This window comes from Blastocatellia bacterium (assembly GCA_035275065.1).
Classification (GTDB): domain Bacteria; phylum Acidobacteriota; class Blastocatellia; order UBA7656; family UBA7656; genus DATENM01.
Genome location: DATENM010000104.1, coordinates 1 through 21,903 on the forward strand (window position 1 = coordinate 1; position 21,903 = coordinate 21,903).

General features: G+C 60.5%; 3 protein-coding genes. All 3 read right to left on the reverse strand.

Annotation, left to right across the window (positions count from 1 at the left end; genetic code table 11):
• Nucleotides 1-19,647: non-ribosomal peptide synthase/polyketide synthase (locus VJ464_23040; protein HKQ08020.1), on the reverse strand; the 19,647-nt coding region annotated here is incomplete at its 3' end.
• Between the two features lie 25 nt (nucleotides 19,648-19,672).
• Entirely contained in the window at nucleotides 19,673-20,653 is a 981-nt protein-coding gene (locus tag VJ464_23045) for a TauD/TfdA family dioxygenase (GenBank protein HKQ08021.1), read from the reverse strand.
• 176 nt (nucleotides 20,654-20,829) lie between these two features.
• On the reverse strand, nucleotides 20,830-21,903 hold a 1,074-nt coding region (locus VJ464_23050), incomplete at its 5' end, for a condensation domain-containing protein (GenBank protein ID HKQ08022.1).

Genomic DNA, 21,903 nt, shown 5'->3' on the forward strand with positions numbered 1-21,903 from the left:
CTCGTAGAGCTGCGTGAACTCCCTGGTCAGCACGCCCGCCGACCAGCCGTCGCTGGCGATGTGATGCATCACCACCACCAGCACATGTTCGTCCTCCTGCAACCGCAGCAGTGCCGCCCGCAGCACCGGCCCGTGTTGCAGGTCAAACCCTCGGCCGCTCTCCTGCCGCACCACCTCGCGGGCGACTTCTTCCTTGCTCGCCGCCGGCAGCGCGCTGAGCTCCCAGAGCCACAGTTGCACCCCGCTCTCCGCCTCGATCACCTGCACGGCCTGCGACTGCCGCAACTCGAAGCGCGTCCGCAGCACCTCGTGCCGTCGCACAATCTCTCCCAGGCTCTGCTCCAAAGCCGCGAAGTTCAGCTCGCCGCTCAGGCGCACCGCCATCGGGATGTTGTAGGCGGCGCTCGCGGGCTCCAGTTGATGGATGAACCACAGCCGCTGCTGCGCGAACGACAGCGGCAACTCGCTCTCTCGACTCCCACGCTCAATCGGAGTCGCGGTGACGCTCATGCCTTGCCGCTGCTGCTGCTGCACCGCCGCCGCCAGCCCTCGCACCGTCGGTTGCTCGAACACCACACGCAGCGGGACTTCCACCCCAAGCACCTCCCGCACCCGCGACATCACCTGCGTCGCCAGCAGCGAGTGCCCTCCCAGCTCGAAGAAGTTCGCCTCCACTCCCACTTCGCTCACCCGCAGCACCTCGGCAAAGATTCCCCCCACCAGCTCCTCGATGACATTCTCTGCTGCGGCTGCCTCGCCCTCGCCCTCTAGCGCCGCCGTCGGCGGCGGCAGCGCCTTGCGGTCGAGCTTGCCATTGGCCGTCAGCGGCAGCTCCTCTAGCTCCACGTACGCCGACGGCACCATGTACTCCGGCAGCCGCTGCTTTAGATAGGCGTACAGCTCGGAGGACGACGGCAGCCTTCCTTCGCCGGCCACCACGTAAGCGACCAAGCGCGGCGACTCAGGGTCATCGCGGCGTAGACAGACAACCGCCTCGTGCAGGTCGGGATGCTGCAAGAGCGCGGCTTCGATCTCGCCCAGCTCGATCCGGTACCCGCGTACTTTCACCTGCTCATCTCTGCGCCCGATAAACTCCAGCGCCGGCGCTTGCCATCTCACCCAGTCCCCTGTGCGGTAGAGGCGCGTGCCGGCTTCGCCGCTAAACGCATCGGGCAGGAAGCGTTCGGCCGTCAGCCCCGGGTCTTTCCAGTACCCTTGCGCCAGACCTGTTCCGCCAATATAGAGTTCTCCAACCGCACCCCTGGGCACCGGCTGGCCGCTGCCGTCCACAACGTACAATTGAGTGTTCGCGACCGGCCGACCAATCGGCACTGCCCCGCTGCCATCTCCCTCTCCCGTCGCTTCATACACGCAGCAGCCCACCACGGTCTCGGTCGGCCCATATTCATTAATCAGCCGGGTGCCGGGAGCCGAGCGTTGCCAATATCTCAGTTGTTCCCAAGTTAACGCTTCGCCGCCGATCACCAGGATCTTTGCAAATTGCGGATCGACCTTTTCAATAAACTGCTTTTCGATCAGGCCCAACTGTCCGGGAGTTAATTTCATCAGCGACGCGCCATCGCTGATCCCCACCGCCTCGGCCAGCGCGCTAACGGCATCCATGTCTCGAACCAGCGTGACGGCGGTGCCGCAGAGCAACGGAACAAACAAACCAGTGATGGTTAAATCGAAGCTGATCGAGGAATGCACCACCGAGCCAGAACCTTCGCTGACCTTATAAGCCTCGGCGGCCCAGCGCGAGTACCCGGCCAGACCTCCGTGGGTAATGACGACGCCTTTGGGCCTGCCGGTCGAGCCGGACGTGTAGATCAGATAAGCAGGGCTGGCGCTCCACACCGGGCTGACCGGGTCTGTATCGGGGAAGCAGCCGATCTCTTCCCACTCCCGGTCGAGCGAAATCGTTTGCTGCAACGTACTCGGCAACGTGGCGAGTAAATGGCTTTGGCTCAGCAGGACCGCCGCCGCCGAATCTTCCAGCATAAAGCCCAAACGCGCCGCCGGGTACTTCGGGTCCAGGGGTACGTAACTGCCGCCGGCTTTGAGAATCGCCATCAGCGCGATCAGCATGTCCGGGCAACGCTCCATACAGACCGCCACTCGCACCTCGCCGCCCACGCCCATCTGCGCCAGGTAGTGCGCCAGGCAATTGGCCCGACGGTTGAGCACTGCGTAACTCAATTGCTGCGCCTCATAGCGTACGGCCACCGCGTCAGGGGTGCGCCCGGCCTGTCGCTCGAACAAGTCATGCAAGCAGAGCGATCCGTCAACGTTGCGGCTCGTGTCGTTATACTCCAGCAAGAGGCACTGCCGCTCGGATTCGGTCAACAGCATCAGCCCACCGACTCGCTGCTCGGCATCGGCGACCATCGCCTCGACCGCCACCTGTAGATGCCTCACCAGCCGCTGAATAGTGGTTGGCTCCCATAGCTGAGTGCTGTACTCGACCGTGCCGCTGATCTGTGACTGAGCCTCCGAGAAAAACAGCACCATGTCGAGCTTGGCCACACGAGTGTCCGACTCAAAGCGCCTCAGGCTTAGCCCCGGCAGCCCGAGCGACGATTTTGGCGCGTTCTGTAGCACCAGCTTGACCTGGAACAGCGGCGAGCGGCTGAGGTCGCGCTCCGGCTTAAGCTCCTCGACGAGCTTCTCAAATGGCACGTCCTGATGCTCGTATGCGGCTAAGCTCACCTGCCGCACCTGCGCCAGCACCTGCCGCAGCGTCGGCTCGCCTGTCAGATCGCTGCGCAGCACCAGTTGGTTGACAAAGAAGCCGATCAGCCCTTCCGTTTGCAGGTGATTGCGATTGGCGACGTCCGTGCCGACAACGATGTCGCGGCTGCCGCTGTAGCGGCTCAGGACGATCTTGAAGGCCGAAAGCAGCGCCATAAACAGCGTCACCCCTTCGCGCCGGCACAACTGCCTCAGTCTCAGGCTCACCCCCTCATCCAGTTGGAAGCCGATGCTATCGCCGCGGTGGCTGGCCACCGCCGGCCTGGGGTGATCCGTCGGCAGCCCCAACGGCTGCACGTCCTGCAACTGCTTCTTCCAGTAGGCGAGCTGTCCATCTAACACCTCGCCTTGCAGCCACTGCCGCTGCCAGACGGCAAAGTCCGCGTACTGCACCCCTAGTTCTTGCAGTGGGCTGGCTTGACCCTGACTGTAGGCCTGGTAGAGCTGCGTGAATTCATTGACCATCACTCCCACTGACCAGCCGTCGCTAACAATGTGATGCAGGCACACCAGCAGGACATGATCTTCATCAGCCAGTTTGATGAGCGCCGCTCGCCAGACCGGCCCCTGCTCCAGGTCAAAGCCGCAGCTGGCTTGCTGCCGCGCCACTTCTCTGGCCACTTGCTCTCGTTGCGCCTCGCCTACGCTGCTCAAATCCCACAGCGGCAGCTCCACTTCTCCTGCGTCGCTTATCACCTGAACGGGATGCGCCTGCCTGACTGCAAACCTCGTCCGCAGCACCTCGTGGCGTCGCGTGACCTCCGTCAGGCCCTGCCGCAATACGCACGGGTTTAATCGCCCGTTGAGCCTTATGGCAAATGGGATGTTGTAATGGGCGGTACTCGGCTCTAGCTTGTGGATGAACCACAGCCGCTGCTGCGCGAACGACAGCGGCAACTCGCTCTCTCGACTCCCGCGCTCAATCGCCGGGGCCACCACGCTTATGCCTTGCTGCTGCTGCACGGCAGCGGCCAGCCCCCGCACCGTCGGCTGCTCGAACAGCGCCCGCAGCGCCACCTCCACTTGTAGCACTTCCCTCACCCGCGAGATCACCTGCGTCGCCAACAACGAGTGCCCACCCAGCTCGAAGAAGTTCGCCTCCACGCTCACTTCACTCACCCGCAGCACCTCGGCAAAGATGCCTGCCACCAGCTCCTCAAGCACCGTTTGTGGGGCGGCTTTCTCGACAGTACTCGGCAGCTCTGCCGTCGGAGCGGGCAGCGCCTTGCGGTCGAGCTTGCCGTTGGCCGTCAGCGGCAACTGCGGCAGCATCACGAACGCCGACGGCACCATATAATCGGGTAATCTTTCTTGCAGGTAGCTCTTCAACTCGGGAGTCAACTTTAAAACCAATCCCGCCAGGCCAGGGTTATTTGCATACTCTTCAAAAGCTCCTACAGACGTCATCTGCTGAGCCATTGAGAGCTCTGCCAACGATAGTTCTTCGGCGCTGCTCCCATGGCGTTTGAAAAGCAGATCGAGTCTTCCGTCTCCTCCTGTCGCCGACCAACAAACCTCCGCCGTGTAGCCTGAGTCTCCGGCCAGTTCCCAAATATCTTCGGGGGCGATACCGTGGGCCGTGTGTTCTCCAAGTCTTTTTTGTAACTCCGCGACCGTCACCGGAGCCTCGCCTGAGGAGAGCAACTCTAGCAGCCTCATTTCGGTCGAGAGGCGGGCATTCGGCACACCCGTGATGCCCAGCACTTCCGGTTCTTCTTCTTGCAGGATGCGTCGAAGATCGCTGAGGCTCATTTGTCGGGTCTGCCATTCGAGGAATGGCTCGACGGGCGCGCAGGCGGGCGCGGCACCCATGCGTAGGATGACATCATAGCGGAAGCGCGTGAGTTCGTTCGTATAACGGCCTCGCTTTACTTCAATGTGGACGCGGCCGATCTTCGGGAGAACTCTTTTCAGCGCGATAAAGAACCGGGGCGCGAGCAATAGCTCTTTCTCCATCGTGATCTGCCGCTGTATCCGCTGCTTGAGCTGCACGACGGGAAGCGATGAAGGAGATTTGTATAGCTGGAACGAGGAGTGCGCGGCCTCTAGCAGATCGAGATTTCGCACGTCACCAAGGACGATTGACCCGCCGGGCGCTACGACACCGGCTGCCCCTTCTAAAACCTGTTTGAGGTAATCAACACTGGGGAAGTATTGAATGACCGAGTTGAGAATGACCACATCGAACTTGCCGGGCGGCATCCCGCTGAAGTCCTCGGCTGGCCTTTGCAAGAGCGTCACGCGCGGTCGCAAAGCGTCCGCCTGATCCAACCGCTTTCGCAACGCCGCCAGGGCGCTCGCCGAAAAGTCAGTGGCGCAATACTCGTCACACAGCGGGGCGATGTTGAACAGGATCATCCCCAACCCGCAACCGATCTCAAGAACACGCTTTGGCTTCAGAGAGGCAATTCGGTTGACTGTCTGGTCAAGCCATTCGCGCATCTCAGGCGCGGGCGTCGGCAGTCCCGAATAACTGCTGTTCCATCCTGTCGTATCAAAGGCCGGGTCGGCGGCTCCCGCGCCCTGTGAATAAGTCTCTTCCCAAACCGTCTGCCACTGGCCCACCTGGCTGCGGTCCGGCTCAGTCTCCCGCACCACGGCTAACCGTTCGTGCCCATTTCCGTTCGCAGGGGCAGGGGCGCTCCCCGACAGGCCAGCAACCTCCAGACTCACGGTCGCAGGAATACTCATGCGCCTCGCGTAGACGTTATATACGCCCGTCCCGGCGAGCGCCTCGTCTTCCTCGACCTCGATGTGATACCCGTAATCACGCAGCAGAGCCGTGACCTCGTCAAGGACCTGCCCGCCTTTGCCATCAACCTCGATGACGAACTGATCAATCTTCGCCCAGTCGCCCGGATCGATGCCCCGCAGCACATCCAGCTCTGCCCCTTCGACGTCGATCTTTACTAGATCGATGTGCGCTATGGATTCTTCCTGAATAACGCTCGACAGTCTTCTCACCGCCGATTGAGATCGCTCACCTTCAAACAGTAGCCCGAGTAATTCCCCCGCCTCCTTGAGCTCACCGGCCGCGCCGAGGGCTGTCGCTTCGCGGTTACCGAGAAACCGCCCCACGGTCTTCATCTGGGCTTCTTTCTCGCAATAACTCGCCAGCCCTGACATCATCGACAAGCCCGAATAATAGGTAAAGTCAGCAACCTTATCGTCATTGCTCAGCCCGAGGCGGAAGGCTTTTGTCCCGGCGCCGCACGACGAGACGTTGTTCTCCAAATCCCTGAAGATCTTATCTATCGGCTCGAAAGCATATATTTTGGTGTTGGCACAGTGCTGCTTGATGAACAGAGTAAACAGCCCGATGTGCGCGCCGACGTCAAAAACGCATCCCCCTTCCGGCACCCGGATGCCATGTTTCAAGTAGACCTGCTTCTCGAATATCTCTTTGTATAGAAAGTCGGTCTCCCTCTGGTTCTGGTGTGATACGGTAAGCCCGTTCGGAAGCAGATAAGTTCTGTCCAGGTCAGCTACTCTCTTTAGACTAGGCACGACGTAAGCGACCAGTCGTTTATCGCCCGGCTCATTCTCCCAAACTTTAACGGCGCACTGCTGCACGGCCGCGTGCTGTTGCAGGACCGCCTCAATCTCGCCCAGCTCGATCCGATACCCCCTCACCTTCACCTGATAATCTATTCGTCCGATGTAGCCGATGTTGCCACCGGGCAGATACTTTGTGAGGTCTCCTGTCCTGTAGATTCGAGAGCCGGGCTCGCCGCTGAATGAATCGGGAAGGAACCTTTCCGCCGTCAGGTCGGCGCGATTGAGATACCCCCTGGCCAGCCCGTCGCCGCCGACGTAAAGCTCGCCCGCCACTCCGATGGGCACGGGCTGACCGGCCTGATCCGCCAGGTATATGCGCGTATTCGCAAGTGGCCTGCCGATTGGCGGCGACTGTGCCCCGCCCTGTTCTATCTTCGCGTATGTGGTATACGTCGTGTACTCGGTAGGGCCGTAGAGATTAAGCACCTGCCGGACATGATCTCTCCGGTAGATCTCTTGCACCAGCCTGTTTGGTAACGGCTCTCCCGCCAGGTTTACCGTCAAGACAGAGTCCGTTACCGCATCCATCCTACAAAGCTCCGATATGGCGGACGGCACCGTGTTGATGAGTCTCACATCATTCCGGCATGGCAGTTCGGGCAGTTGAAGCGCGTTGTCAGCTAATATCACCGTGCCGCCGAAGCTCAGTGGCACGAACAACTCAAATATTGAGAGGTCAAAACAGATTGATGTAGACGCCAGTACGGCCGATAGCTCTTCAGGCGAGAAGGCTTCTTTTGCCCAGTGAATGAAGTTGACTGCGCTGCCGTGCTCTATGGTCACCCCTTTCGGCCGCCCCGTCGAGCCCGACGTGTAGATCACGTAGGCCAGGTTCGTCGCGCTGACCTCGGCCGCCGCCACCTCCCGGCTGCCGCCGGCCGCGCTCGCCAGCACCTCCCCGTAGTCCTCCGCCAGCTCCATGACCGCGCGGCCTTCCAGCCCCAGCCGCCGCCGCAGCCGCGCCTGCGTCAGCACCACCCGCGCCCCGCAGTCGGCCAGCATGAAGGCGACGCGCTCCGTCGGGTAGCTCGGGTCGACCGGCACGTAAGCGCCGCCGGCCAACAGCACCGCCAGCAGCCCAACGATGAGCTCCGGGCTGCGCTCGGCACAGACCGCGACGGCCTCGTCGGGGCCGACGCCCAGCCCGCGCAGGCCATCGGCCAGGTGCAAGGCGGCCAGGTGCAAGGCGGCGTAGGAGAGGTGGTGGTCGAGGTGGATGAGGGCGACGGCGTCGGGGGAGAGGCGGGCCTGGCGCAGGAAGAGCTCATTGAGGCAGAGCCGGCGGTCGTAGTCACAGGCCGTGTCGTTCCACTCCCTCAGCGTCTGGCTGATCTCCGGCTCCGACAGCAAACAGAGACTCAAATAATTCGCGCTCGGGTCTTCGGCGACTGCGGTCAAAGCTCGTGCGTAGTATCCGCCGAAGATCTCAACCTGATCCCTGTATAGCTCCGCAGACTTACCGATCAGGCTCAGCTTAACGTGCGAAGTGTGGCGATCAAGGCTGAAGGAGGTGGTCAACGTGAAATTCGTCTCGATGAACGTCCGCGAATCCAGCAGCTCTAGCTCGCTGGATTGGTCTACCACCTGAAGGACATGGAAGTTGGTGAAATTGAAGCTGACCTCGAACAGTTGTGTGCCGCCGCTGTCAATTTGCACCTGAGCGATAGGGTAATAACGGAATCGCGCCAGCAACTGCTCTTCCTCAAAAGTGCTACGGATCAAGTCAGCCCAGCTTCCATCGCCGAGCTGCAACCGCAGCGGTAACGTGTTCAGGAACAGCCCGAGGGCGCGCTCGCCGTCAGCCTTCTCCGGCCGCCCGTGAGTCACCACGCCCGTCGCCACATCGAGCTCCCCGGATAGCATCCCGAGAATTCTCATGTGAACGGCGAGCAGCACAGTCTTAATGGGGACGCGCATTGAGCCGGCCACCTCTTTGACGCCCAGCGACACCTCCGCGGGGATGGGCACAGGCACGGCATACTGGCTCTGACCGGGTTCTTTCTTGCCAGGCAAGGGCGTGAATCTCGGCAGCATTGAACAGGAGAAATCGTCCACCCTGGCGCGCCAATATCTCTTACACTCTTCCGAGTTGAGGGCTTCTCGCTCCAGCCCCACAAACTCGCGGAACAAAGCTGAGGGGGCCGGCTCGATGCGCGCCGCGTCGCCATGCAGTATCGCCAGGTAGTTCTCGAACAGCTCCGAAAGGAGACGAGCCACACTCCAGCCATCAAGAATCGCGTGGTGCTCGGTCATCGTGAATTGAAAAGTCTCGTCGCTGCGGCGGTGGACGTGGAATCGCAGCAGCGGCGCTCGTGACCAGTCGAATCGCCTGAACCGCTCTTCATTAATCCAGGAGTCGAGGGCCTCCTCTTGCTCGCCTGGTGAGAGCGCCGTGATATCTTCCACGCATAGCGGCACGTCCACGGATCTGTGAACCATCTGTAAGGGCTCGCTGTAGCTCGTCAGGTCGAACGAGGTGCGCAGGAGGGGGTGGCGCGCCACTATCTGTCTGACCGTTTCGCGCAGGATGTCTTCATCAAGGCGGGCGCGGAAGTGGAAGCTGCTTACGTTATGGTAATCAGTAGAGTCCTGGCTGTAGTGGCTGTGGAAGAGCATGCCGGCTTGCAGCATCGCTAGCGGGTAAGCGTCCTCGACATCAGCCGGCACTCTGGCCCGGTCCTCTGCTGATAGCATGCTGAAGGGGCGATCCTGGGGGTCCTGCTCGGTGACCGCGTGGCTGACATATGCCGCTAGCTCGCGAATCGTCTGGTATTGGAAGAGGTGCTGAATGGCGAAGCTGTAGCCGCATGCTTTCACCTTTGCCAGCACCTGGATGGTGCGAATTGAATCGCCCCCGAGCGCGAAGAAATTGTCGTTGACGCCAACCTGTGAGAGTTGCAAGACCTCGCCCCAAGCCTTCGCCAGCGCGCGCTCAACTGGTGTTTCGGGGGCAACGTACCTATCGTCAAGCTCGGGCCTCGCCAGGTCCGGCCTCGGCAGGGCTCGCCGGTTTATCTTGCCGCTCGGGGTCAAGGGGAATGAGTCTACCAGCAGGATCGAGGCTGGGATCATGTAATCGGGAACCCTCTGCTTCAGGTGAGCGCGTAGCTCATTGACGTTAGCGGTCCCGCCCGGCTCGCAGATCACATAGGCGGCCAGGCGCTTCTCACCCGGCCCGTCGTCCCAGGAAGTAACGATGGCATGCTTAACGGCAGGGTGACTGGCCAGATTCGACTCGATCTCTCCCAGCTCGATGCGAAAGCCACGGACCTTCACCTGATGGTCGATGCGTCCCAGGTAATCAATGTCGCCGGCAAGCGAGCGCCTACCAAGGTCACCGGTCTTGTAAAGCCTGGCGCCCGGCTCATAACCAAAAGTGTCCGGGATGAATCGCTCGGCGGTCAGTGCCGGATTGTTCAGGTATCCGCGCGCCAGCCCTCTGCCGCCGACGTAAAGCTCCCCAGGCACCTGCATCGGCACGACCTGCATGTGAGCGTCAGCGATATAAACGCCGAGGTCGGGAATGGGCTCGCCGATGAAGCTACGGCCAGCCGCTTCGGCGTCAGCGGCGACCAGAGGACGGTAAGTAACGTGGACCGTGGTTTCCGTGATCCCATACATGTTGACGAGCCGCGGGTGGGCGTCGCTGTGGCGGTCAAACCAGGGCTTGAGGCTCGTCAGTTCCAGTGCTTCGCCGCCGAATATGACCTCTCGCAGATTCAGCGTCTGATCGACGCCCATTTCTTCTTCGGCTTGAATCAACTGGCGAAATGCCGATGGCGTCTGATTGAGCACCGTCACCTGCTCAGAGCAGAGCAGGCGGTAGAAGCTGTGCGGCATTCGGCTGACCAGATGCGGCACCACAACCAGGCGGCCGCCATACAGGAGGGCGCCCCAAATCTCCCATACCGAGAAGTCAAACGCGTAGGAGTGAAAGAGCGTCCATACGTCGCGCTCGCTGAAGTCATACCAGTTCTGGGTGGCAGTGAATAGCCGCATGACCTGCCGATGACAGACCACCACACCTTTAGGCTTACCGGTCGATCCCGATGTATAGATGATGTAAGCGGCGTTTTCTGCTGTCGCCCCGCTGCATGGGTTCTCGTCGCCCTGTCGGTCGATCACGCCGGAGTCCGCATCCAGGCAGATTAAAGAGACACCGGCCGGGGCAAACGAGGCGGCGAGCGAGTCTTGTGTAATCAAGATTTCAATGCCCGCGTCTTCGATGACTAGCAGCAAGCGGTCTTGCGGGTAGGCCGGATCAAGAGGAACATACGCCCCGCCGGATTTCAAAATCGCGAGCAGGGTGATGATCATCTCGGCCGACCGTTCCAGGCAGACCCCCACACGCGATTCCGGGCCGACTCCCTGCAAGCGAAGGTAATGGGCAAGCCTGTTCGCCTTGCGATTCAACTCCTGGTAGCTAAGCCGACTTCCTTCATAGACCACGGCGACCGCGTCGGGCGATTCTTTTACCCGCGCCTCAAATGATTCATGAAGGGAGCTGCCTTTGAAGTAACAGGGGTCTTGATACTCGCAGACCGGCAGCAGTTCCTGAAGCTCGGCTTCGCTGAGCATTGGGAGCTGAGATATTCGCTCGTGGGGATTACTGACAACCGCTTCCAATAATCTGAGGTAGTGGTCAACCATCCGCTCGATAGTTGTGCGGTCAAAAAGGTCGGTATTGTATTCCCAGACGCCCGTGACGCCTTGCTCGCTCTCGATGAGAGAAAGAATCAATTCAAATTCCGCGGACGAGGAGTCAAGGGCAAACGGGCCGACAGACAGGCTCGAAGAGCCGGTTTCCTGATGGGCCGCATTTTGCAAAGCGAACATCACCTGGAAAAGTGGAGTGCGGCTGAGGTCGCGCTCGACATCCAACGCACCCACAAGCTTCTCGAAGGGCACCTCCTGGTGGGCGTAGGCCGACAGCGCCGTCTCCCGCACTCGCGCCAGCAGTTCCTTGACCGTGGGTTCGCCCGACAGGTCGGTGCGCAGCACCAGCGTGTTGATGAAAAAGCCGATCAGCTCTTCCGTCTCTTTGCGATTGCGGCCGGCGATGGGCGTGCCGACGGTGATGTCGAGCTGGCCGCTGTAGCGACTCAGCAGCAGTTTGAAGGCCGCCAGCAAGGTCATAAACATCGTCACGCCTTGCTGCCGACTCAGCCGCCGCAACTCTTGTGTCAGCTCCGCACTCAGGCGCAAGCCGACGCTGCTGCCGCGATGACTGGCCACCGCCGGCCGCACCCGGTCGGTCGGCAGCTCGAGCACCGCCACTTCGGCCAGTTGCTCGCGCCAGTACGAGAGCTGCTCGTCGAGCACCGCGCCTTGCAAGTACTGCCGCTGCCACACCGCGTAATCGGCATACTGTATCCGCAGCTCCTCTAAAGCTGAGGGCCGCCCCTGGCTGTAGTCTTCGTAGAGCCGGCTGAACTCACTCACCAGCACCCCCGTTGACCAGCCGTCCGAGGCGATGTGATGCATCACCACCACCAGCACATGTTCGTCCTTCTGCAACCGCAGCAGCGCCGCCCGCACCACCGGCCCGCCCCGCAGATCAAACCCGCGCCCGCTCTCTTGCCGCAAGATCGCTTGTGCCGCTGACTCCCTCATCTCTGCCGGCAACTGGCCAAGCTCCCACAGCCGCAGTCGCACCCTGGCCTCGGCTTCGATCACCTGCACGGCTTGTTGCTGCCGCAGCTCGAAGCGCGTCCGCAGCACCTCGTGCCGCCTCACGATCTCTCCCAGGCTCTGCTCCAAGGCCCCTACGTTCAGCTCGCCTATGAGCTTCACCGAGCGAATCACATTATATGTCGTGCTATCAGGCTCAAGCTGATGGATGAACCACAGCCGCTGCTGCGCGAACGACAGCGGCAGCTCGCTCTCTCGACTCGCGCGCTCAATCGGAGTTGCGGCGACACTCATGCCTTGCTGCTGCTGCTGCTGCACAGCCGCCGCCAGCCCTCGCACCGTCGGTTGCTCGAATAGCACCCGCAGTGGGACTTCCACCCCCAGCACTTCCCTCACCCGCGAGATCACCTGCGTCGCCAGCAGTGAGTGACCGCCCAGCTCGAAGAAGTTCTCCTCTATCCCGACTTTCTCTCTTCTCAGGAACGCCGCCCATATCCCGCACAGAATCTCTTCCAATGGAGTGCGCGGATCAACATAATTGGCACCTTCCGGTTTTGCGCTCGCCTTCGGCAGTGCCTTTCGGTTTATCTTGCCGTTGGCCGTAAGCGGCATATGTTCCAACTGTACAAAATCTGCGGGCAGCATGTAGTCAGGCAGTTTGGCCCTCAAGAAATCCCTTAGATCGTTGCCGCTCACGCTTTGTTTCGTCACCAGGTAGGCAACTAGCCGGGTGTCTTCCGGGCCGTCTTCCCACGCCGCCACCACTGCTTGCTCCACCGCCGGGTGTTGGGTCAAGACGGATTCGATTTCGCCGAGCTCGATACGGAAGCCACGGATTTTCACTTGATGATCGGCGCGACCCAAATACGCGATGTTGCCATCAGCCATGTAGCAGGCGATGTCGCCCGTGCGATATAACCGGGCCCCTGGCGTGAGGCTGAGCCCATCGGGGATGAATCTCTCTGCCGTCAACGCCGCTTCTTCTATATAACCTCTGGCGACGCCTTCGCCTCCAATGAACACCTCTGCCGGCACACCGATTGGCACCTGCTGGTGGTGCGGGTCAAGCAAGCGAATATGAGTATTAACTATTGGCCGCCCGATGGGGATGACATCGCTCAGATCATCGGCTAACCAGGTCGTGGACCAGATCGAGGTTTCCGTAGGGCCATACATATTTTGCAGCCTTGCCGATGAGAGCCCGGAGACTTGCCTGGCCAGCATCGGCGGCAATGCCTCTCCGCCTATCAGCAGCGATTGCAGAGAGTCGAGGCCGCTCTGCGCAGGTGACTCCAGCACCAGCATTCGCGCCATCGAAGGCGTGCATTGCAGGTGGGTGATGCGATGCCGGTTGATCTGTGCGCTGATTGAGAAGTCGGTTTCGCTGTTGCTCGTAGAGGCATTGCTGCGTTCTTTCAACAACTTGAGATACTGCAAACTTGATAGGACCGACTGGTGGTCAACGCCGAAATCGATCAGGCTGGCAATCTCGTCCACGCCCGCCGCCTTCAGCTGGTTGACCATCTTCAGGCAGCCGCTCACGGTCCCCATCAGCCCGCTCGTCTCAAAGTATCGCTCAAACGCGTGGTCGAGTAGCGATTGCAAATCATCTTCTGTGAACCCTTTCGCATCGACATCCCACCCGCGGCTACGGGCGAGGTTCTTCAGCAGGCTGATAGAGCTTCGCAAGTATCTCGTGAATGGCTCTCGCACCTTGTCGCGGACTAACTCGGCGTCCACGCCGACGTAGGTGTGGAGCATCAAAGTCACATGGCCATCACCGGGCCCATGGCCATGCTCGCGCCAAGCGGCGCGGTACAGGGCTATCTTTTCCTGTAACTCATCAACGCTCTGGCCTAACAAGTGGGTGAGCAAGCCGGCCCCCATCTGGCCCGCCAGCTCGAAGGTCTTCGGGCTGTTTGCCGCCGTCACCCAGGTGGGCAGTTGCGGCTGAACCGGCTGAGGAAAGATCCGCACGGTGGTCTCTCTTCCAGTGCCGCTCCGGCGTGCGATAGTCTCTCCACGCCAGAGCTTGCGGACCGTCTCGATGCTTTCAACCATGACGTTGTGGCGGTCATTGTAGGCGTCCGGCATGAAGATGAAGTCATCAGCATGCCAGCCCGAAGCAAAGGAGATTCCTACTCTGCCCTTCGACAGGTTATCGACTATGGCCCATTCTTCGGCCACACGTATCGGGTCATGGAGCGGCGCGACCACACTGCCGGCTCTGATTTGAATCCGCTTTGTGGTAGCCGCCAGTGCGGCGCTGATGACGGAGGGGTTCGGGTAAATGCCGCCGAACGGGTGAAAGTGTCGCTCCGGCGTCCAGACCGCCGTGAAGCCATTTTCGTCGGCAAACCTGGCCCCTTCCAGGAGCAACTCATAGATGTCTTCGCCGGAATGGGTATAGTCGTTGGCGAAGTAGAAGAGGCTGAACTCCATCGTCTTATTCTGCGTCTCGGTCGGAACCTGAATGCTCGTCAATTCCTTCAGGCGGTCTGCCTGAAGGACGACCTGATAGCCGCGCGCGAGAGTCCAGAGAAGCTCAAGGACCGATATGTCGAAGGACATGCTGGTTACCGCGAGCCATCTGCCACAAGACTCGCTGCCAATGGCGCTGTCCATGCCGGTGAAGAAATTGGCTACATTGTCCTGGCGAACCATCACTCCCTTCGGCCTGCCTGTTGAACCGGATGTGTAGATCACATAAGCCAGATTTTCGAGCACTGCGAAATCATGCGGACTGATGCCTTCTTCGGCGGCTATTTCCTGCCAGGCAGTATCGATGCAAACCCTGGTGACTCGATCCGACGACAGGAAGTCTTGTAGATGATCCCGGGTAACCAGCAAGGCAATGGCAGAGTCTTCCAGTATGAAGAGCAAGCGTTCTCTCGGATAATGCGGGTCGAGTGGCACATAGCATGCGCCGGACTTTAATATCCCAAGCAGCGCGACCATCAGCTCGACTTCTCTATCGAGGCATATCCCAACTCTGACTTCAGGCCCCGCGCCCAGTTTTCTCAAATAGGTCGCAAGACAGTTGGCCCTTCTATTTAATTCAGCGTAGCTGACACTATGATCTTCAAAGACGAGCGCCACCGCGTCAGGCTGCGCCTGCGCCTGCCGCTCGATCATCGCAACGACACTCTGGCTGTGGTCATACTCCTGCTGCGTGCTGTTCCACTCGGCGATCTGCTGGCGCTCGCCCTCGCTCAGCAGCTCCAGGTCGGCCACCGCCACCTGACCGCCGCCGGCCATCTGCTCCAGCAGCCGCTTGAGGTGCCCGACCATCCGCTCGATGCGGCTGCCGTCATAGAGCTGGCGCGCATACTCGAGGCTGCCCAGGAGCCGGCCGCCGGCCTCGCCCATCGAAAGCGTCAGGTCGTACTTGGCCGTCGTCGCGGTGAGGCCGAAGCCGCTCAAGCGCAGGCCGGGCAGCTGGCCAGCGGCGGCGGCGGCGTTTTGGAAGATGAACATGACCTGGAAGAGGGGCTCGTGGCTGAGGCTGCGTTCGGGCTGCAACTCTTCGACGAGGCGCTCGAAGGGCACCTCCTGGTGGGCGTAGGCCGACAGCGCCGTCTCCCGCACTCGCCCCAGCAACTCGGCGACCGTCGAATTATTCGACAGGTCGGTGCGTAGCACCAGCTGGTTGAGGAAGAGACCGATCAGCTCTTCCGTCTCCTTGCGATTGCGACCGGCGATGGGCGTGCCGACGGCGATGTCTGTCTGCCCGCTGTAGCGGCTCAAGACCACCTTGAAGGCGGCCAGCAAGGTCATAAACATCGTCACGCCTTGCTGCCGGCTCAGCCGCCGCAACTGCTGCGTCAGTTCCTCGCTCAGGCGCAAGCCGACGCTGCCGCCGCGATGGCTGGCCACCGCCGGCCGCACTCGATCCGTCGGCAGCTCCAGCACCGCCGCCTCGGCCAGCTGCCGCCGCCAGTACGCCAGCTGCTCGTCGAGCACCGCGCCTTGCAAGTATTGCCGCTGCCACACCGCATAATCGGCATACTGGATCCGCAGCTCCTCTAAAGCCGATGGCTGGCCCTGGCTATAAGCCTCGTAGAGCCGGCTGAACTCACTCACCAGCACCCCCGTTGACCAGCCGTCCGAGGCGATGTGATGCATCACGACTACCAGGATGTGCTCATCCACCGCCAGCCGCAGCAGCGCCGCTCGCAGCACCGGCCCGCCTCGCAGATCAAAACCGCGCCCGCTCTCCTGCCGCACCACCTCGCGAGCCGCCGCCTCGCGCTTCTCTGCCGGCAGCGCGCTGAGCTCCCAGAGCCGCAGTCGCACCCTGGCCTCGGCTTCGATCACCTGCACGGCTTGCGACTGACGCAACTCGAAGCGCGTCCGCAGCACCTCGTGCCGCCTCACGATCTCCCCCAGGCTCTGCTCCAAAGCCGCGAGGTTCAGCTCGCCGCTCAGCCGCACCGCCATCGGGATGTTGTAGGCGGCGCTCGCGGGTTCGAGCTGATGGATGAACCACAGCCGCTGCTGCGCGAATGACAGCGGCAACTCGCTCTCTCGGCTCACGCGCTCAATCGGAGTCGCGGCGATGCTCATGCCTTGCCGCTGCTGCTGCTGCACGGCCGCCGCCAGCCCCCGCACCGTCGGTTGCTCGAACAGCGCCCGCAGCGGGACTTCCACCCCAAGCACCTCGCGTAGGCGTGAGATCACCTGCGTCGCCAGCAACGAATGTCCCCCTAGTTCGAAGAAGTTCTCTTCAATCCCGATATGCTCGGCTCCCAGTAGCTGTGCCCATACGCCGGCGATTATCTCCTCTATCGGATTTGTCGTTAGGTCGTCTTCTACTCTTGCCTTGGGCTGTGGCGCAGGCAGGGCCTTCTTATCAATCTTTCCGCTCGGGTTCAGGGGCATCTTATCTAACTTGACAATCTGCGCAGGCAACATGTAATCAGGCAGTTTCTGTCTCAGGTGCTGTAGCAGATCGGCAATATCGATAGTTGCTGCTCGCTCTCCCGCTATGAACCCCACCAGCGCCCTTTCACCCGGACGATCCTCCCTCACTACGACCGCGGCTTCCGTAGCCGTATAATTCTTGATGACCGCCTCAATCTCACCGAGCTCGATTCGGTGACCTCTGATCTTCACCTGCTGATCAGCTCTTCCCTGGAACTCGACTTCGCCGCCGGGCAAGAATCGGCCCATGTCACCAGACATGTACATTCGCGCTCCAGCGTACGGGCTGAATGGGTTGGGCATGAAACGATCCGCGGTAAGGTCCGGCTGATTGAGATAACCCCGCCCAACGCCGTTGCCGGCGATCACGATCTGCCCGGTTATCTTAATCGGCACTAGCTGCAACTGCCGGTCCACCATCAGAATCTGTGTATTGCCCAGAGGCTCGCCTATGGGGGCCAGCGGCTGATGCCAGCCACGCGAGCAAGTCCACTCGGTCGCAGCAATCGAAGTTTCTGTGGGGCCATAAGAATGATGGAAATCCGCCGGCAGCACGTCGAAGAACGTCTCTATCGTCTCGGCGTCCAGAGACTCTCCGCCGCAGATCACCCGTTGCAGGGTGTTGCAGCCCTTGACATCCCTCTCGCTCAGGAAGACGCGCAGCATTGAGGGAACGAAGTAGAGCGAAGTCACCTGCTGGCTGGCAACGAGATCAACCAGATACCCCGTGTCGAGGTGGCCTTTCGGTCCTGCCATGACGACGCAAGCGCCTGCCCAAAGCGGCCAGAAGACCTCCCAGACCGACGGGTCGAAGTTAAGCGAGGTCTTGAAGAGGAACTTATCCGCCTCGTCTAGCTTGTAGGTGTCCTGCATCCACGAAATGCAGTTGCATACGCCGCCGTGCGTGACCATCGCGCCTTTCGGCATGCCGGTCGAGCCCGACGTGTAAATCACGTAGGCCAGGTGGTCGCCGTCAATGCGATCAGGCAGGTTCCCTTCATTCTCCCTTTGGATTATCTCCCATGAGTGGTCAACGAGAACGACCGCCCCGCTGTAGCCTGGCATGCTCTCTCTGAGCTGTCCCTGCGTTAGCACGACCGCCACCTTGGCGTCGTCGAGCATGAAAGCGAGCCGGTCGGCGGGGTATTGCGGGTCTAGAGGGACGTAGGCTCCGCCCACCTTCATGATCGCCAACAGGGCGATGGCCATTTCCGGCGATCTCTCCATGAAGATCCCGACGAGTGACTCCGGGCCTACGTCAATACTGCCAAGGTAGCGCGCAAGCTGGTTGGCTCTCTGGTTCAAGCTCGAATAAGTTATGCTCTGGTCATCGTACACCAGGGCGACCGCATCGGGCCTGAGCACGGTCTGCATTTCAATCGGCCGATGGATCAAGCTTTGCGCAGCCGCAGGCTCAATCGGCTGGTTGAGCTCGTGAAGTATAAGGTCTCTTTCTTCTTCGCCTAATAATTCCAGCGAGGCAATGTCCTGATGGATGTCTTGCGCGGCGCTTGCAACCAGCGACAGGAACTGGCCTGAAAGCCGACGAATGTCGTCTTCTTGGTAAAGGCTCGTGTCGTAATAAAACTCGACCCATAGGGCGTGCTCGCTCCGCGTGCAGCTCACACGGATATTGAATCTCTCTATGCAGGAGAATAGCTGCTCGACCGACAGCCTTAGCTCCCGGCCGGCAGCGGGCCGGCCGAGCTGATGAAAATCGAAAGCGACCGAGCAGAACGGCAGGTGCGAATGGTGGTCCGCTGACGCGCTGTCTGCGTCCCAATTAAAATAGCTCTGCAATTGGTAAGCGCCATCGGTTAGCTCGCCTGCTTGCTTCAGGCAATCTGCGAATGACATCCCCGGCTGCAACTCGAATTCAGCAGGCAGATACCTGGCAAACAATCCGATGGCCGTCTCCAATCCTTCGAACGTCCTGCCGTCAAATAAAGTGCCAATGACGTTCCGTGTCGCTCCCGTCAGCCGCCAGACCTGCACCGCCCAGCAGGTCAACAAGAATACTGGCAGTAAGGTATCACACGCGGGAACGACTTCGTCGAGAGCGCCAATGACATGGGAGGGAACCTGCCGGCGGATGACCGAAGGCTTGAAAGGCTCTGCGCCATCGGCTTCGCACTCGAGGCCGAGCTTTTGATCTGGAGAGACTCGCCGAAGCTTCTTGCGCCAATACTCTCTCCCCGACCTCGCCTGGTCGGACTCCAATAAGGTATTGAACGCCTCGGCCACGTCGGCGTACTGGACTGGCTCAGCCTGGCCGAGGTTCTTAGCGGCCTGCGAATGGTACGCCAAGGCCAACTCGTTGACCAGACTGGCTAATGCGTCCTCGTCGCAGTGCATCGCCGGCAGACTCATTATCAAGGCATACCGAGATTGGCCCAGATCGATCAATGAAACGTGCAGCGGCGACGGTTGCTCGTAATCGAGCTCGCGAGCGATTGCGCCCTGGTAGAGATGCTCGATTTGTGCGCGCTGTTCTGTGGGGCCTTGGCCTGCTAGATCGTGCTCGTCAACCACTGCGCTGCCCGTCTTGGAAATGACCTGCACGGGGATCGACACACCTGGTATGTAGATGAATGCCGTGCGGAGGATCTCATGCCGGTTGACGAGCTCGTTCAGCGCGCTCACGAAGGCATTCGCGTCCAGTTCCTCTTCAATGAAGGCAAGGCACTGGGTCTTAAACCATGCAGATTGACTGGCTTGCTGTAGCCTCCATAGCCGCTCTTGCTGAGGTGACAGGCGAAAGCCTTCCCTGACTTGTTTTTGCATTTCAGCCCCACTCCTTCATGGGGATTTAGAAATCAGTCCGGCTGAATGGCTCAGCCATAGCAAAGAAGATCTGGCGTGGGCCAGCATAGCGGTTGCGTGCGTGCGCGGTGGCGATATTGTCCAGCAGGACCAGGTCGCGCCGCGCCCAGGCAAAACTTACAGCCTGTTGCAAGTAGGCAGCGCGCAACTCATCCATCACCTCTGGCTCTATCCGAGAGCCGTCACCGTAATAGGTATTGTTTGGCAGGTCTTCTTCCCGGAATTCCGCGAGCAGGTCGGATTGAATGGGCGCGGGTAAAGTTGAGATGTGGAAGAAAGTGGCATGGTTGAACCATGCCATTTCGCCCGTCCGTGGATGAGTGATGACGGCAGGCCGCACCTGGCGCGTCCGCAGCCGGCCCCGCTCCTTCCACTCAGCTTGAATGTCGGCGGCCCGGCAATATCGCTCCACGGCCTCCGGGTCTTCGGTCTGAAACGCCGTCTGCCACGAGAGGCCGAACCCGTCGCCGAAGTTACGAACATACATCCACTGCTTTTCGATAAAGCGCTCCCTTATCCGCGGCGGAAGCGAACGAAAGATCCGCCGACAATCGGTCAGCGGCGTCTCGCCGCCTTCTGATGCCGGGCTCTTGCAAAAGAAGAAAAGCTTCAGCGGGAAAGTCCGGGAGTACGAGTGCTCGTTATGCGGGAATATGACTTGATCTGCCGGGTAGTCAGTCGATGTATAAACCCGGTCGCCGACGTCGCTGCGCGGCGATGATCGCTCACGGTACTCCATGGGCGCGACGCCCAATGCTGTGATGAACTGATTCAGCCGGTCGGCATCTTCAATGTCGAAGCCTCTAAAGAGAATAGCGCCTGCCTCCAACAGCTTCGACTCAACGAAGGCCATGTTATGCCTGACCCAGGCGATGGGGTCGAGCCCGCTGACTGCCGGCTGCATCACCAGAGGGAGTGGCTGGTCAGGCCCGAAGGTTTCCAGACGAACGAGTGACGGATTCTCCATGTCCACACGGGTCCGGGTGAGACCTGGCATTTTTGTAAGCGGCGCCTTCTCAAATCTATTCTTTAGCATATAGCGGTAGGTTGGGTTGCCAGCTAGGGTCGAGAGGGTTGATGGTAGAGGACCGAAATGAAATTGCTAAGCGCGCGTCAAATGGGCCTTCCTGTGCTAAGTCTCAATCAAGCCACCGGGCTGACAACTCTTCGCCTGCCCACCTTGAAAGCCTGTTGTTCAAGGTATCGCAGGTCGTCCATCTCCTGGGAGGCTTCAAACAGCCGGAGATCGTTGATCGATATCTCCACATCTGCGGTGATCCGCTCCAGCAAAAGCTGAAACTCTGTAAGTAATCTTTCGATAGTGGAGCGCTCATATAAATCAGCGGCGTACTCTGCCCATCCGCTCACAATGCCTTTACCTTCAAAAAGGGTGATCGTCAGGTCGTACTTAGCATATTGGTAATCGGCACTGAATCCACTAACGTTGATGCCGGCAACTTGCAGTTCATTCTGTGGCACATTCTGATAGACAAGCTTCACCTGGAACAGGGGCGAGCGACTGAGGTCGCGATTATGAACCAGCTCCTGCACTAGCTTTTCAAAGGGAAGGTCCTGATGGGCATAGGCGCCGAGCGTTGTTTCTCTGACCCGCGCCAGCAGTTCCTTGACCGTGAGCTCGCCCGACAGGTCGGTGCGCAGCACCAACTGGTTGACGAAGAAGCCGATCAGCGGCTCAGTCTCCTGGCGATTGCGGTTGGCGACGTCGGTGCCGATGACCACCTCGCGCTGGCCGCTGTGGCGGCTCAAGACGACTTTGAAGGCCGCCAGCAAGGTCATAAACAGGGTGACGCCTTGCTGCTGACTCAGCCGCCGCAACTGCTGCGTCAGTTCCTCGCTCAGGCGCAAGCCGACGCTGCCGCCGCGATGGCTGGCCACCGCCGGCCGCACTCGATCCGTTGGCAGCTCCAGCGCCGCCACTTCGGCCAGTTGCTCGCGCCAGTAGGAGAGTTGCTCGTCGAGCACGGCTCCGGTCAGCCACTGGCGCTGCCAGGCGGCGTAGTCGGCGTACTGAATCTGAAGTTCGGCCAGCGCCGCCGGCTGCCCGTGAGTGTAGTCCTCGTAGAGCTGCGTGAACTCCCTGGTCAGCACGCCCGCCGACCAGCCGTCGCTGGCGATGTGATGCATCACCACCACCAGCACATGTTCGTCCTCCTGCAACCGCAGCAGTGCCGCCCGCAGCACCGGCCCGTGTTGCAG

Excerpts from the sequence above, each read along its gene's own strand:
- VJ464_23045 (HKQ08021.1), bottom strand. The coding sequence starts at position 20,653 with ATGGAGAATCCGTCACTCGTTCGTCTGGAAACCTTCGGGCCTGACCAG.